Origin of the sequence: Methylorubrum salsuginis, from assembly GCF_900114375.1 — a bacterium.
Taxonomy (GTDB): domain Bacteria; phylum Pseudomonadota; class Alphaproteobacteria; order Rhizobiales; family Beijerinckiaceae; genus Methylobacterium; species Methylobacterium salsuginis.
Map to the genome: position 1 here is coordinate 125,495 of NZ_FOSV01000008.1, position 16,681 is coordinate 142,175.

The following is a 16,681-nucleotide window of genomic DNA, read 5'->3' on the forward strand; positions in this document are numbered from 1 at the left end:
TCCCCCTTGCGGGGAGAGGTTCGGGGTGGGGGTGGTTCAGGAGGAACCGCTCCGGTGCCTTCTGCCCGCCCCCCTCCCTCTCCTCCCCGCAAGGGGGAGGAGAGGCGCCCGTCAGTTCGAGCGCGAGACCTCGACCAGATTGTCCGAGAACGACGGCGCGTGGCCCATGTCGGTGAAGGCGCCCGACGAGATGCTGTTGACCGTGCCCTCGTTGAGCTGGCGCCAGTAGCCCAGCGTCGCCACCACGATGCCGGGGTTCACGTCGTCGGTGATGCGCGCCACGCCCTTGAAGGCGCCGCGGTCGTTGCCGACCTGGACCCGGTCGCCGTTGCGGATGCCGCGGGCGTCGGCGTCGGCTTGGTTGATCATCACGAACTGCTCGCCCTGGCCCTTCTGCTTGTCCTCCATGTTGGCGTAGCAGGAGTTCAGGAAGTAGTGGCTCTTCGGCGAGACGATGTTGAGCGGGAAGCGCTTGGCGAGTTCCGGATCGTTCGTGTGGGACTCGCGCGGGCCGAGGTAGTCGGGCAGCGGGTCGAGCGCCTCGCCGGGCTGGAAGCCCTCGTACATCTGCCGGAACGGGGGGGCGACGAAGTTCGTGGCGCCCTCGACCTTGAACATGCACTTGCCGGTGGGCGTCGGGAAGTTGCCCTCCTTATGCGGCGCGCGGTCGTCGGGCGTGCCGACCTTCAGGCGGGCGAAGCCGTGTTCGCGCATGTAGGCGAGGTCGATGCCCTCGCAGGCCGGCGACGACCAATCGACGTAGTGCTCCAGGCACTCCGAGTCGGTCCACTTGAAGTTCTCTTCCTCGTAGCCGAGCCGGGCGGCGAGCCGGCGGAAGATCTCGTTGTTCGGGATCGCCTCGCCCGGCGCCTCGGCGCATTTGGTGTTGTAGGTGAGGTAGAGGTGGCCCCAGGACAGGATCATGTCCTCCATCTCCGCGCCCATGGTCGCCGGCAGCAGGATGTCGGCGTAGGAGGCGGTGTCGGAGATGAAGTGCTCGGCCGAGACCATGAACAGGTCCTCGCGCATCAGCCCCTCGACGATCTTGTCGGTCTCGGGCGCCTGCGTGACCGGGTTCGAGTTCCAGCACATCATCGACATGATGGGCGGATCGAGTTGCATCTCGCCGGTGAGTGCCCGGCCGATCTGCAGGTTCGAGACGACGCGGGTGCCCTCCGGAATCAGGTCCGGGCGGCAGATGACGTCGAACTTGTAGGGGTGCTCCCACACGCCGAACTGGGTGATGCCGCCGCCGACATGGCGCCACGCGCCCGTGAGCGCCGGGATGCAGGCGACCGCCCGGATCGTCTGGCCGCCGCCGTAATGCCGCTCCAGCGCCACGCCGATGCGGATGCCCACCGGCTGCTCGGTTGCCATCTCGCGGGCGAGCTTGCGGATGTCCTCGGCCGGCACGCCGGTGATCTCGGCGGCCCATTCGGGCGTGCGGGTGCTGGCCCGCTCCTTCAGCTCCTCGAAGCCGACCGTGTAGTTGTCGACATAGTCCTGATCGACAAGGCCCTGCTCGATGATCGAGTTGATCAGCGCCATGGCGAGCGCGCCGTCGGTGCCGGGCTTCGGCGCGATGTGCCAGTCGGCGGCCTTGGCGGTGCGCGAGGCGTAGGTGTCGATCACGACGACCTTGGCGCCCTTCTTCTGCGCGTCCTTCACGATCGCCCAGTGGTGCAGATTGGTGCTGACCGAGTTGCAGGCCCAGATGACGATGTACTTGGAGTGGATGTAGCTGTCGGGGTCCAGGCCCGCGGTCGGGCCGACCGTGAGGAGCCACGCGGTGCAGGAGCCTTCGCCGCAGAAGGTGCGCTCGGTGACGGTGGCGCCCATGCGGTTGAAGAAGGCGTCGCCGCCGTTCAGCCCGTGCACGAGGCCCTGGTTGCCGAGATAGCTATAGGGCGCGATGGCCTGCGGACCGTGACGGTCGATGATGTCCTTCCAGCGCGTGACGATGGTGTCGAGCGCCTCGTCCCAGCTGATGCGCTCGAACGCTTTCGAGCCCTTCGGGCCGACCCGCTTCATCGGGTAGAGCAGCCGGTCGGGATGGTAGTGGCGCTTCTCGTAATCCTTCAGCTTCACGCAGAGGCCGCCGCGGGTCATCGGATGATCCGGGTTGCCGCGCACGCCCTGGAGCTGTCCGTCCTTCACGTCGAACAGCATCGAGCAGGTGTCGGGGCAATCGTGCGGGCAGCCGCCGAAGAACGTTTCCGTCAGGCTCTCGGCCTCGGCGACGATCAGGGAGTCCGGCTTGACGATCTCGTTCATGGTTCCTCCGCGCTCGAGCCGGGGCCTCGTTCGATGGGCCGGGCTTCGATGGCTGGAGGCAGCATGCCTCAATCTAAGAATAATTCAAAATCGTCATTCGGCGTCGGTACGATACAGCACGTTGACGTGGATCGGGACCGCGACGCCGCGGTCCCGGAGGGAGCCGGCTCAGCCCTCGCGCACCAGAATCAGCGTCGCCAGCGGCGGCAGGGTCAGGCTCAGCGAATGCGGCTGGCCGTGGCTCGCCTCGGCTTCCGACTGGACGCCGCCCATGTTGCCGACATTGGAGCCGCCGTAGCGCTCGGCGTCGGAGTTGATCGCCTCGCGGTAGTAGCCGCCCGTCGGCACGCCGACGCGGTAGCCCTCGCGGGGCACGGGGGTGAAGTTCGAGACGACGATGACGACCTCGCCTTCGGTCTTGCCCTTGCGGGCCCAGGCGATGACCGAGTTGTCCTGGTCGTCGGCCACCAGCCACTGGAAGCCGCCGGGCTCGACGTCGCGGGCGTAGAGTGCGGGCGTCGACGTATAGACGTGGTTGAGGTCGCGGATCAGGTCCTTCACGCCGCCGTGGAGCTTGTCCTCCAAGAGGTGCCAGTCGAGCGACTGGTTGTGGTTCCACTCGCGCTCCTGGCCGAACTCGCCGCCCATGAAGAGCAGCTTCTTGCCCGGATGCCCCCACATGAAGCCGAAATAGGCGCGCAGGTTCGCGAATTTCTGCCAGCGGTCGCCGGGCATCTTGCCGAGTAGCGAGCCCTTCCCGTGCACGACCTCGTCGTGGGAGAGCGGCAGCACGAAGTTTTCCGAGAAGGCGTAGAGCAGCCCGAAGGTCAGGTTGTGGTGGTGGTAGCGCCGATGGATCGGGTCCTCGGACATGAACTTCAGGGTGTCGTGCATCCACCCCATGTTCCACTTGAAGCCGAAACCGAGGCCGCCGGTATAGGTCGGGTGCGAGACGCCGGGCCATGAGGTCGACTCTTCCGCCACCGTGATGGTGCCGGGCGCGTGGCTGTAGGTCGCCTCGTTGGTCTTGCGCAGGAAGTTGATGGCGTCGAGGTTCTCGTTGCCGCCGTACTGGTTCGGGATCCACTCGCCGGCGCGACGCGAATAGTCGAGGTAGAGCATCGAGGCCACCGCATCCACGCGGAGCCCATCGAGATGGTAGTGCTCCAGCCAGAACCGGGCGTTGGCGGTGAGGAAGGCCGAGACCTCCTCGCGACCGAAATTGTAGATGTAGGTGCCCCAATCCTGGTGGAAGCCCTGGCGCGGGTCGGCATGCTCGTAGAGATGCGTGCCGTCGAACAGGCCGAAGCCGTGGGCGTCGAGGGGGAAGTGGCCCGGCACCCAGTCGAGCAGCACACCGATGCCGGCTTCGTGGGCCGCGTTGACGAAGGCGCAGAACTCCTCCGGCGTACCGAAGCGACTGGTCGGCGCGAACAGCGAGACCGGCTGATAGCCCCAGGAGCCGTCGAACGGGTACTCGGTGATCGGCAGAAGCTCGATATGGGTGAAGCCGAGATCCTTGACGTAGGGGATCAGGCGCTCGGACAGCTGCTTGTAGGTGAGGTAGCGGTTGCCCTCGTCGGGCACGCGCGCCCACGAGCCGAGATGGACCTCGTAGACCGACATCGCGGCATGCCGGGGGTCGCCCTTGCCGCGGGCCTCCATCCAGGATTTGTCGTGCCAAGCGGGCTCGCCGAGGCCGTGGAGCACGGAGGCCGTCTGCGGCGGGTGCTGGGCGCGGAAGGCGACCGGGTCGGCCTTGAGCGGCTGCAAGGCGCCGTCGGGCCCGCGGATCTCGAACTTGTAGTTCTGGCCGGCGGCGAGGCCGGGCACGAACAGCTCCCACACGCCGCCGCTGCGCCACAGGCGCATCGGATGGCGGCGCCCGTCCCATTCGTTGAAGTCGCCGACCACGCTGACGCGGCGGGCGTTGGGCGCCCAGACGGCGAAGCGGAAGCCGTCGATGCCGTCCAGCGTGCCCGGATGGGCGCCGAGGACGCGATAGACGAGGTTGCTGCCGATCTGGCGCAGGCCGTCGATCTCGTGCTGCTCCAGCGAAGGGCCGAAGCCGTAGGGGTCGTGGCGGCGCGCGGTCGTGCCGTCCCAGGCCTCGACCTCGATCTCGTAGAGCGGGCGTCCGTCGCTCTTGACGCTGGCGACGTAGAACCCGTCCGGATGGACACGCTCGAACGGCAGGCTCTGGCCGCCGGTCAGCAGCTTGGCGGCCTTGGCCTCGGGCAGGATCGCGCGGACTTCCCAGGCGCCGGGGCCGACCTGATGCGGCCCGAGCACGCCGAACGCGTCGCCATGATCGGCCGACATCACCGCGGCGACGGCCTCGGGGGAGAGCTGGGTGTCGGGCGACTGCGAGACCGGTCGGCCGACGCGCGGCGCGGCGCCCTCGCCCGCCAGCGAATCCGCCGGCCGGGGCGCTTTCGCCTCGACCGTGCCTGACCTGTTCGGGACGTCGGCGGCCGGGCGGCGCTCGTTCGAGGGCGTAGCCTTGTCGTCCAGAGCCGTCATCCAGTCACCTCTTTCGATGCGCTCGTTTCGATACGACAACGAGTCGGAACGCTCCGCGCTCCGTCCCGTCGTCGCCTGATTGCGTTCTCTTGGACTGGACCGGCGCGGGCTTCTCGACCCGCGCGGGAAGAAAGAATCAGGCCGATGCGCGGTCGCGCTTGGCCTCGTCCAGCATATTGAGAACCCCCCGTGCCGGGATTTCGATCCAATCCGGCCGGTTGTTGACCTCGTAATCGACCTCGTAGAGCGCTTTCGCCAGCAGGCTCAGGCGCAGCAGGCGGTCATGGGTTTCGGCGTCCTGCACGGCGGCCGGGCTGTCGGCGACGGCCTGCGCATAGCCGTCGAGGAAGGCTGCATCGATCATGCCGCGCCACGCGATCGAGGCGTTGCGGGCCCGTTCCTCGCTGTCGCCGAAGCGGGCCGCGATCTCGCGCACCACGGTCTCGGCGCCGTAGGCGAAGGAGCGCAGCATCCCGGCGACATCCCTGAGCGGCGTCGACTTGGCGCGGCGCTGCTCGACCGGCCGCGAGGGCTCGCCCTCGAAATCGACGATGATGAGATCGCCCTCCGAGGCCAGCACCTGGCCGAGATGGTAGTCGCCGTGGATGCGGGTCTTGGTGGCCCCCCTGAGCGGACCGGAGGCGAGCGAGGCGATCAGCGCCTCGACCTCGCCGCGGCGGGAGGCCAAAGCCTCGGCGGCGGAGCCCGGCGACCACGCTGTGATCGCGTCGAGGCCGCGGAAGGCGCGGGTGGCCTGATGGCGGGCGTCGTCGGCGAGCGCCTTGAGATCGTCCTCCGTGAACGGCTCGACCGCGAAGGCCGCATCCTCGGTGGGCGTCGCGAAGGCCTTGTGCAGCTCCGCGGTGCGCTGCCCGAGCAGGATCGCCCAGCGCAGGTGCGAGGCGAAGGCCTCCTCCGGCGTCGGCGCCTCGCTTTCGGGGGCGAGCACGACGGTGTCGAAGTCCCGCCGCAGTCCCTCCAGCATCAGGGTCCAGGCATCGCCCTGGTTGAGCACGAACTTTTGGAGAAGAGCGAGGGCCGTGCGGGTGCCGTCCTCGGCGACGTGCTCGACCACGCCGAGCAGAGCCGGGGTGTTGGCGAAGTGGGCCTCTTCCGTGAGGAAGCGGCCGATCTCGATTTCCGGATGGGTGCCGGGCTGGAGACGGCGCAGGAGCTTGAGCATCATCCGGGCGCCGATGGCGATGGAGGTGTTGCTCTGCTCCGCCGAAAGGCGGCGCACGTCGGCCGCCTCGAACGGCACTTCGGGGTCGTAGGCCGAGGTGGTCGAGAAGACGATCTCGCCGCGCTCCGAGGGAATCGTCGTCCCGTCGCGCATCGCCTCGATCAGGGCGATGGCGAAGGGCGCGGCGGCCGCCGCCTCGTAGAGCAGCCCTGTGCGCGGTCCCCGGCGGACGCGGGCCACGGCGTGGTCGAGCAGGGCCTCGTCCTCGCGGCCCTCGTCGACGGCGAGCGGCACGAAGTAGTCCTGGCGCTCGCCGTTGGCGAGCGTCACCGCCACCCGCGGCAGCAGGAACTTGCCCTCGCCGGAGGCGTCCTTGACGATGGCGCTGTCATCGACCTGCACGGCCTTGATGCGCGAGCCCTTCGCGCCGAACCAGCGGCGCGAGTTGATGAAGGCGGGCGCCACCGTGCGTTCGAAGGCGGTGCGCTCGCGGCCCTTGATCAGGGTCTCGACGCCGCCGGTCAGCACCAGAGTGAACAGCTCCGGGGTCGCGGGCTGCGGGCCGATCTCGCCGGTATTGGCCGCCGAGAGTGAGAACCAGTAGAAGCCGTAGGCCGGCAGCGTCAGCAGGTAGGGCAGCTCGCCGATGGCCGGGAATTGGCTGCCGCCGGTCAGCTCGACGGGAATCGCGCCGCGCAGATCCGAGAGATCGAGCTGCACGGCTTGGGGCGCGCGGGAGAGGTTGGCCACGCACAGGATGCGCTCGCCCTCGTGCTCGCGCAGCCACGCCAGCACCTTGCGGTTGGTCGGATACAGGAACTGGATTGCGCCGCGCCCCAGCGCGACGGAGTTGTTGCGGATCGCGATCATGCGCCGCGTCCAGTTGAGCAGCGAAGTCTGCGCCTGGGTCTGCGCCTCGACGTTGATCGCGTCGTAGCCGTAGATCGGGTCCTGGATCGCGGGCAGGAACAGGCGCTGCGGGTTGGCGCGGGAGAAGCCGCCGTTGCGGTCGGGCGACCATTGCATCGGCGTGCGAACGCCGTCGCGGTCGCCGAGATAGATGTTGTCGCCCATGCCGATCTCGTCGCCGTAATAGAGCACTGGCGTGCCGGGCATCGACAGGACGAGGGACTTCATCAGCTCGATCTTGCGCCGGTCGTTCTCCAGGAGCGGCGCGAGGCGGCGGCGGATGCCGAGATTGATGCGGGCGCGCCGCTCGGCGGCATAGAACGACCAGAGATAATCACGCTCCTCCGCCGTCACCATTTCGAGCGTCAGCTCGTCGTGGTTGCGCAGGAAGATGGCCCACTGGCAGCCCTCCGGGATTTCCGGGGTCTGGCGCATGATGTCGGTGATCGGGTGCCGGTCCTCGCGGGCGATCGCCATGTACATGCGCGGCATCAGCGGGAAGTGGAACGCCATGTGGCATTCGTCGCCGTCGCCGAAATACTGCGCGGTCTCCTCCGGCCACTGGTTGGCCTCGGCCAGGAGCATCCGGTCCGGATAGCTCTCGTCGAGCGCCGCGCGGATCTTCTTGATGACGTCGTGGGTCTCGGCGAGGTTCTCGCAGTTCGTGCCGTCGCGCTCGATCAGGTAGGGGATCGCGTCGAGGCGCAGACCGTCCACGCCCATGTCGAGCCAGTAGCGCATCACCTCGATCACGGCCTCCAAGACGGCCGGGTTGTCGAAGTTGAGATCGGGCTGGTGGCTGTAGAACCGGTGCCAGAAATACTGCTTGGCGACCGGGTCCCAGGTCCAGTTCGAGGCTTCCGTGTCGAGGAAGATGATGCGCGTGTCGCTATAGGGCTCGTCGGTGTCCGACCAGACGTAGAAGTTCCGCTCCGGCGAGCCGGGCGGCGCCTCGCGGGCGCGCTGGAACCAGGGGTGCTGGTCGCTCGTGTGGTTGATGACGAGCTCGGTGATGACGCGCAGGCCGCGCTCATGGGCGGCGGCCACGAACGCGCGAAAATCCTCCATCGTCCCGTAGGACGGGTTGATGTCGCGGTAGTCGGCGATGTCGTAGCCGTCGTCGCGGAGCGGCGAAGGGTAGAACGGCATCAGCCAGATCGCCGTGACCCCGAGATCGCGGACATAGTCGAGCTTCTGGGTCAGGCCCTCGAAGTCGCCGATCCCGTCATTCGTCGAGTCGAAGAACGACTTGACGTGGATCTGGTAGATGATGGCGTCACGGTACCACTGCGGATCGCTGCGATCGATCATCGCGTCGCTGCCTCACGTCACTTCGAGTGCGGGGCCGGCCCCCAGGGTGCCGGACTGCGAGCCTGCTGGGCCCGCTTCTTGGCGAGAACGCGACGAAACCGCCGCGTCCTGCTCGATCTAACGGCGGGACCGGTTCAGGCAACCCGGCGCGGACGCAGGCGCCAGACGATGGCCGAGCGCTCGGCGGGGTCCAGCGCGATGCGGTGGCTCTTGCCGTAGAGCTCGAACTTGTAGCCGAGCAGCAGGTCCTCGACCTCGACTGCCCCGTCGTCGGGCAGGCCGAGCAGCCAGAGCGGCACCTCGTAGGTGCATTCCTGGCGGTTCCTCGGGTCGAGGTTGACCATCACGAACACGCAATTGTCCCGCTCGGGCGTGACCTTGGCGTAGGCGATGATGTTCTCGTTGTGGGCCCCGGTGAAATGGACATTTCGGAAATCCCACAGGGCCGGGTTGTCCCGCCGGGCTTGGTTCAGCTTGATGATGTGCTCCCGGATGTTGCCGGGGCGGTGGTAGTCCCACGCCTTCAGCTCGTACTTTTCCGAATCGAGATACTCTTCCTTGCCCGGATAGGGCGCGGCCTCGCACAGCTCGAAGCCGTTGTAGATGCCGTAGACCGAGGACAAGGTCGCCGCGAGCGTCGCCCGCACGATGAAGCCCGGTCGGCCGCTGGTTTGCAGGTAGTACGGGTTGATGTCCGGGGTGTTGGCGAAGAAGTTGGGGCGGTAGTACTCGCCCATCTCGCCGGCGAGTTCGAGGGCGTATTCGGTGAGTTCCGCCTTGGTGTTGCGCCACGTGAAGTAGGTGTAGCTCTGCTGGTAGCCGGCTTTGGCCAGCTTCTTCATCATCTTCGGCCGGGTGAAGGCTTCCGCCAGAAAGATCGCGTCCGGGTAGGCGGCATTCACCTCGCGCAGCATCCATTCCCAGAACGGGATCGGCTTGGTGTGCGGGTTGTCGACGCGGAAGATGCGGGCACCGTGGGCGCACCAGCCGAGCACGATGTCGCGCAGCTCGATCCAGAGCGAGGGCAGCGCACCGCCGTAGAAGGTGACGTTGGAAATGTCCTCGTACTTCTTCGGCGGGTTCTCGGCGAATTTCAGCGTGCCGTCGGGCCGCCACTCGAACCATTCGGGGTGGTTCTTGATCCAGGGATGGTCGGGCGAGCACTGGATCGCGAAGTCGATCGCGACCTCCATGCCGTGGGCGTGGCTCGCCGCCACGAGCTGGCGGAAATCCTCCAGCGTGCCGAGTTCGGGGTGGACCGCCTCGTGGCCGCCCTCCTCCGAGCCGACCGCGTAGACCGAGCCGACATCGCCTTCCAGCGCCTTGAGGGTGTTGTTCTTGCCCTTGCGGTTGGTCTTCCCGATCGGGTGGATCGGCGTGAAGTAGAGCACGTCGAAGCCGAGTTCGCGGATCTCGGGCAGGCGCCGGATCACGTCCTTGAAGGTGCCGTGGCGGTTCGGATCCCCCGATTGCGAGCGCGGGAAGATCTCGTACCAAGCCGAGAAGCGGGCAGCCAACCGGTCGGCGATGACCGGCACGTTGACCGGATAGCGCGACGCGTTCACCCGCTCGGCGTTGCGGCGGATCAGGGCGGCGGCGTCCGGAGCCAGGATTTTTTGCAGGATCGCGGGGGAGCCTTCGGGCTCGGCGGCGAGTGAGGCGATCAGCGCCTTGAGCCGCTCCTTGTCGCGGCCCTCCGCGAGGTCGGCGGCGATCTGGACGAACTCGACGCCCTCGATCGTTTCCAGCCGCACGTCCACGCCCGCGTCGCGCTTCTTCAGGGTGTCGCGCATCCAGGACGAGAAGCCGTCGCGCCACGCCTCAATGGTGAACTCGTAGCGGGCGTTCTTCTCCAGCGGGAAATGGCCGGCCCAGCGGTCGTTGTCGATGAACACCATCGGGTCGCGCCGCCAGACCTCCTCGCCGACGATGCGCGAGAGGATGGCGGCGTCGATGATCTCGTGGCCGTCGGAGAAGATGTCGGCCTCGACCCGCACCTGCTCGCCGACGATGCGCTTGACCGCCGAGCGCCCGCCGTCGATCTCGGGGCTCACCGCCTCGATGACGACGCGGCCCTTGCCGTCGGGCACGGTCGAGGGCGGGGGAGCGGCGACCTTGGCGCGCTCGGCGACCAGGATGCGCAGTTCGCCCGGCGCCAGATCGATGCTGGCGCCCGGATGGAAGGCGATCGGCTCGGCGTCGGGCGTGCGGTCGACGAAGGTGCCGAGCAGGCCGCCGGTGCGGGCGATCAGCGCGCCGGCCTCGACCGGCGCGGGCGTCTCGCCGGGGTTGTAGAGCACCAGCGTCGCCGAGTTCGCGGACGCCGCGTGGCCGGTGTCGGTGCGGAACAGGGCGACGAAGGGCGCGTCGGGGGCCGAGAGGCGCATCTGCGCGCCCTCGACATTGGCCGCCGGCACCTCGGCCTTCAGGGCGTTGATGGCCGCCACGTACTCTGAAATGTCGATGCCGGTCTCGTGCTCGCGGGCGCCGGGGTTGGTGTCCACGACATGCAACGCGCGGCGATAGCCCCACTCGTAGCCGATCGGCATCAGCACGCCCGCGGAGAAGAAGGCGGCGAGCGCGTAGCGCGCCTTGAGCCGTGCCGCGACGGCGTCCGGCCCGCCGGAAATGTCGGCGGCCAGACGCGCCATGTCGTGGTTCTCGGGGAAGGCGATGGAGGGGGCCACCACCCGCAGGCGCTCGTACTGCTCCAGGGCCCAGGGCGCCTTGAGGTTCCACCACGCGAAGGAGTTGAACAGGTAGTCGAAGCCCGCACCCGCCGTTGCCTGCGCCTCCTCGAAGGTGCAGCCCAGCGTCTCGGCGGCGAACAGGGTCTCGGGCTCGCGGCCCTTGGCGGATTGGATCAGAGCGCGCCAGACCTCCGGCGGCACCTTGTAGGCGGCGTCGCAGCGGAAGCCGCGCACGCCGAGCTTTTGGAGTTTGGCGATGTAGCCGTCGAAGAGGTGCGTCAGCTCGTTGCGCGCATGCTCGGAATGGTAGTCGAGCTCGATCAGGTCGCCCCAGACCGTGCGCTTGCCAGGATCGTCGGGATCGATCGCCGCCGGGCTCACCGGCTTGCCCTCGGCATCGCGCACGAACAGGTCCGGGCGCTCGTTGAACAGGCGGGCGTTGTCGGCGGTGTGGTTGATGACGAGGTCGCTCATCACCGCGATGCCCTGCGCCGCTGCTTCCTTGCAGAAGCGGGCGATCTGCTCGTCGTCCGAGCCGCCGTCAGGGTCGCGAAAACGCTCGTCGAGCCGGTCGAGGTCGGCCACGGCGTAGAGGCTTCGCGAGCCGCCGGTCTGGTGGAACGGGTTGAGGTAGATCCAGTCGAAGCCGAGACCCGCGATCCGCGGCAGTTCCGCGCTCCAGGCCGAGACCGTGCCGACGAGGAGCGGGAACAGGTTGTAGATGCGCGGCCCCTCGGCGCGGGGGGCGAAGGCGGCGGGCAGCGCCACGGTTCCCGCGTCGGTCCGCGTCGCGGGCGTCACGGCGGTGTTCGGTGCGTTCATTCTCGCCTCCGTCTTCTGGCTCGGGCGTCTGTCTGCGGTTCGGTCGAGGGAGGACGGGCCGTCAGGCGGCCCGTCGCAGCACCAGATAGGGCAGGCTGGCGAAGTGCCGACCGAGATCGAGCCGGCCCTCGCCTGCCTCGACCGTCTCGCCGCCGATCACGTCAGTCCAGCGGCTGCCCTGGGGCACCGCCAGCGTCGTCCCGGCGAAGGCCTTGCCGTCCCACGCTTCCGGCGTCAGCCGGGCGACGAGGCGCGGCACGGCGACGATCAGGTCGTCCTCGCCGGTGGTCGCGGCCGAGCGGGTGAAGGCGATGACGTGCTGGGCGCGTTCGCCCTCCGCCGTCAGCGGCCGGTAATCGGCATCCGCGTAGAAGGCGGGGCGCGCCGCGCGGTCGGCGAGCAGACGCGCGAGCGTCGCCTGCTTGACCCGACCGTCGGCCCAGGAGGCCATCAGGTCGGCGGGCGCCCTGCCCTCTTCGAGGGCTTGGGTGCGGGCCTCGTAATCGACCGGTCGGCGGTTGTCCGGATCGACGAAGGAGAAGTCCCAGAACTCGGTGCCCTGATAGGTGTCCGGGATGCCCGGCAGGGTGCATTTCAGGACCGTGCGGCCGAGACCCGTGAGCATGCCGAGATAGGCGAGCCGCTTCGCGAAGGGGCGCAGCCGCGCGAGGCAGTCCGAGCCCGGCCTGACCAGTTCGGCGAACAGCGCGTGGACCGCGCCCTCATAGGCCTCGTCGACATTGACCCAGCTCGACCGGCGCTTGCTCTCGCGCAAAGCCTTCTCGGCATAGGCATCGAGCCGCTTGCGGAATTCTTCGATTCCCGCCTCGTCGTCGCCTTCCAGCAGTTCCAGCGGCCATGCGCCGAGGATGGCCTGCAGAAACATCCACTGATCGTTGGCGTCGGGTGCCGGCTCGCCCTCGACGGCGCTGATATGCGGGGTGGAGGCGCGCCGCCACGTGTCCCAGGCCCGCGCCCAATCCTCTGGCAACTCGGACAGCGCGAGCTGGCGCGAGCGGGCGTCCTCGCCGCGCTTGGTGTCGTGGGTGGCCGTGGTGATCATCGCGTTCGGCCAGTCGCGGGCGCGTGCCGCCTGAAGCGCGTGGAAATGCTCGGCGTCGATACCGTACTCGCCGGGATCGCCCCCGACCTCGTTGAGCGCCAGAAGCTCGACGAAGCGGTAGAACAAAGTGTCTTCCAGGCTCTTGGCCATCACCGGCCCGGTGAGCTGCTGGAAGCGGCGGCGGTAGCGCAGGACCACGCTCGGATCCGGCTGGCCGGCCCCGCCGACCTCGATCCGCCCGAGAAGCGCGTCCGCCGCAAAGTCGTGGACCGAGCGGTCCGGCAGGGCGCTCCAGCGCTTGGCCTTGCGCACGGCACCTTCGATCAGTTCGACATCCTCGTCCTCGATCTCGCTCTCGTCGAGATCGCCCGGCAGATACGAGCGGTAGACGGGGAAGCGCGCCACGATCTCGATCAGGGCGCGACGGATGGCGTTGGTCGAGAAGTCGCGGGTGCGCCGGTCGGCGTCGGCGATCTGCTTGAGGTCGCCGGTCATCACCTCCAACTCGGAGGCGAAGCTGATCTCGAGGATCTCGGCCTTGGCGGCGCGGAACTGGAAGCCGTAGGGCTCGTCCACCTCCGTCGCCCACTGGTAGAATTTTTCGATGCGGGGCTTGAGGCCCTGATCGACCAGGATGCCGTCGAGTTGGTTGAGCACGTCGTAGCCGGTGGTGCCGGCGACGGGCCAGTCCCGCAGCTTCTCGCCGGGTTCGAGGATTTTCTCGACCACGATGTAGAAGCCGGGGCCGACCGCGGCCTGGAGCGCGCGGGCGTAGCCCAGCGGATCGGCCAGACCGTCGATGTGGTCGATGCGCAACCCGTCGATGCGGCCCTCGCGGATCAGGCGGAACAGCAGGTCGTGCGACTTCTGGAACACGTCCGACAGTTCGACGCGCAGGCCCGCGAGGGAGTTCACGTCGAAGAAGCGGCGGTAGTTGATGTCGCTCGACGCGATCCGCCAATGGGCGAGGCGATAGCTCTGCTGCTCCAAGAGGCGGTGCAGCGGCCCGAAGGAATCGGGGTAGTCGCGGTTGCCGTTGAGGAGATGCAGCGCCCGGTCGATGGCGGCGGCGATCTGCGGCGAGGCGCGCACGGCCGCCGCGAGATCGCGCTTCAGGGCTTCGGCCGCCTCCGGCATGGTGCGGCGGCGCTCGGGGTGCGTCTCCTCACCCATGGCACGCAGCTGCTCGGAGATCTTGAGCACCTCCGCCGACATGTCGTCGCCGATCTCGCCGAGAGCGGCGAGCGCCCGGTTGAGGATCGTCGGGTAGTGCAGCGGGCAGATCGGGAACTGGTGCTCGTAGTGCCAGACGCTGAAGGCGCCCGCCGGCTCGTCGAACTTGAGCTCCAGCGTGCCCTTCTCCAGCGCCTCACCGTAGCGCTCGCCGAGGAAGGGGATGACGAGCTTGCCGTTGGCCCCGAGTCGCTCCCAGTCGATGTCGTAGGCGTTGGCCTGAGGCGACAGTCCGCCCCACTCCAGCACCGAGAGCCACCACGGATTGTCGGCTCCGCCGACGCCCATGTGGTTCGGGACGATATCGAGCAGGAGCTTGAGCCCGTGCGCGTGCATCGCGTCGGTGAAACTCCGAAAACCTTCCTCGCCGCCGATCTCCGGGTTGATCTGCGAGTGATCGACGATGTCGTAGCCGTGGGTCGAGCCCGGCCGCGCCCGCTGCAGGGGCGAGGCGTAGACGTGGCTGACGCCGAGCTTGGCCAGATACGGGACGATCTTTTCGGCGTCCGCGAAGGTGAAGCCCTCGTGGAATTGCAGGCGGTAGGTCGCCCGCGGCGGGGCCGAACTGAGCCGGGCGGCGCCCGAGCGGGGCCCGCGCGCCTCCGCCGAGAGCGCGGCGGCGAGCTTGGCCAGCGGCCCGCCGGGGGCGGCGATGTCCGACAGGTCGCGGTCGAGCTTGCGCCGCCAGTTCGGATAACCCTCGGTCGAGCCCGGCACGTTGGCCTGGGAGAGTTCGCCGACGACGTCCTCGTACTGGACGGCGGTCAGGATCGAGGGTGCGCGGGCGAGGTAGCGTGCGGCGGCCTCGAAGGGCGCGTGTTCCGGCGGCTCGGCGCTGGGGAGAAGCTGCTGCGAGGCCAAGGCCTCCGACAGGCGCCAGCGCTCGGAGACGCGTTCGTGGCGCTCGGCCTCGGCCCGCTCGGAATCGTAGAGGCCGAGCGACTGGCGCGTATCGGTGTCGACGCCGCGCCACCAGCCGACGAAGGTCGGCAGGTCGTGGGTGGTGATCGCGGTGAGCGCGTCCTTCGGATAGGCGTCCGGCGCCTTGAAGGCCCCGCCTTCCTGCCGCTCGAAGGCGAGGATGCGGTAGCTGAGGATGCCCGACGCCATCAGGGCGTCGGAGAAGCCTTCCGGTGCCGTGCCGAGGTCTTCGGCGATGACGAGGCACTTGGCGCGGTGGCTCTCCAGCCGCAGCACCGCCAGCATCGGCTCGAACGGCATGGCGACGTAGGCGCCCTCTCGGGCGGATTTACCCAGCGGGATCAGGAACAGCCGGGCGAGCTGGAAGGCGTGATCGATTCGGATCGCGCCCGCGTGGCGCATGTTGGCCTTCACCAGCGCCCGGAAGGCCTTCAGGCCGTCGCGCTCCATCTCCAGCGGATCGAAGGCGGGCAGGCCCCAATCCTGGCCCTTGGGAGCCAGCAGATCGGGCGGCGCGCCGATGGAGACGCCGTTGGCGAAGCGCTCGGGGTGCGACCAGATCTCCGAGCCGCCGCGATCCGCGCCCACCGCGAGGTCGCGGTAGAGCCCGAGCCGCATGCCGGTTTCCAGCGCGATCTCGGACGAAGCCTTGAGCTGGCTGTCGGCAAGGTATTGCAGGAAGACGTGATAACCGACGCGGTCGGCGTTCTCCGCGGCGAAGGCCCGGACGGCCTCGGTGCCGGCCCGGCGGTACTCTTCCGGCCAGTCGCCGAGCCAATGGGCGCCCTGATTGCGAAAATGCTCGGACAGGGCGTCGAAGATCGCGTGCGAGGCGAGGTTCTCGCCGCCCTCCTCGCGGAACGCCGAGAAGGCGGCATCCGCACCGCGGCGGGCCTCCGAAGCTTCCCAATAGGCTTCCAGAACGGGGCTCAGCACCTCCCAGACGCCGGCGTGATCGACGAGGGCCGTGTCGCGCAGCGCTTCGATGCGGGCGCGGTGGCTCTCCAAGACCTCCGCCGCGCGGCTCCCGGCAAAACCCGGAAGGGCCCCAGGCTCGATGTAGAGCGTCTCCAAGAAGAGACGCGAGGACGGTGAGTAGGGCGAGATCTTGGTCCGGTCGCTCGGAAACAGTGCGTGAGCCGGGCTGAGGCCCAGGAACGAGGCGCCGCGCAGGCCCGCGTCGCGGGCGGCGCGGCCGGCATCCGCATAGGTGCCGATGCCGAGATTGGTCGGCGAGCGCAGGCCGTAGAGCTGGGTCGCGAGGCCCCAATCGCGGGCGCCGTCCTCGGCATAGGCGCGGGGACGCCAGCAGCGCTGCGGCGCGGCGACGACCCAGCTATCGGCCTTGGCCTCACCGAAGCTCACGGTGAGCCGGTGATAGCCCGGCGTCAGCGGCGGCAGGTCGAAGCCGACGCCCTCGGCGGTGGGCATCAGCGCCGCGCGGCCTTCGCGGGCGCGGTCGTGTTCGTCCACCAGCCGCCACGCCACGGTGCCGGAGGTTTCGTTCGTCCGCAGCTTCACGCGTAGGGAGCGGCGCGCTTCGGCTGCCAGCAGCGGCGGGGCGAGGCGTGCGCGCACCGCCTCGACGGCTTCCAGGCTCCGGGCGATCTCTTCGGGGTTGCCGGCCGGGAAGCCGAGGGCTTCGAGCATCCCGCGCCGCGCCTCCAGCGGGGTATCGACCCGCTGCCCGAAGGCGTCGGTAAAGCCGTCGGCGATGCCGACGAGGGAAGCGAGGGTTTCGAGGGTCACGTC

The 16,681-nt window shown here is 68.7% G+C and carries 5 protein-coding genes; all 5 read right to left on the reverse strand.

All coding sequences use genetic code 11. From position 1 onward, the window contains the following. Positions 1-111: 111 nt before the first annotated feature. Positions 112-2,274 carry a molybdopterin-containing oxidoreductase family protein gene (locus BM140_RS11880; RefSeq protein WP_091946020.1) on the reverse strand — a complete coding sequence of 721 codons (2,163 nt, stop codon included), beginning with the start codon at positions 2,272-2,274 and terminating at the stop codon, positions 112-114. A gap of 168 nt (positions 2,275-2,442) precedes the next feature. Continuing rightward, positions 2,443-4,797, reverse strand: coding sequence for a 1,4-alpha-glucan branching protein GlgB (gene glgB / locus BM140_RS11885; RefSeq protein WP_091946022.1), 2,355 nt, complete (start codon positions 4,795-4,797; stop codon positions 2,443-2,445). 136 nt (positions 4,798-4,933) lie between these two features. After that, a complete protein-coding gene (gene treS / locus BM140_RS11890; RefSeq protein ID WP_091946025.1) occupies positions 4,934-8,200 on the reverse strand; it encodes a maltose alpha-D-glucosyltransferase in 3,267 nt (1,088 codons plus the stop codon). Between the two features lie 134 nt (positions 8,201-8,334). Continuing rightward, positions 8,335-11,712, reverse strand: a complete 3,378-nt coding sequence (locus tag BM140_RS11895; protein ID WP_091946028.1) for a maltotransferase domain-containing protein — start codon at positions 11,710-11,712, stop codon at positions 8,335-8,337. 61 nt (positions 11,713-11,773) lie between these two features. Beyond that, entirely contained in the window at positions 11,774-16,678 is a 4,905-nt protein-coding gene (locus BM140_RS11900; RefSeq protein ID WP_425287057.1) for a malto-oligosyltrehalose synthase, read from the reverse strand. Between the last annotated feature and the right edge of the window lie 3 nt (positions 16,679-16,681).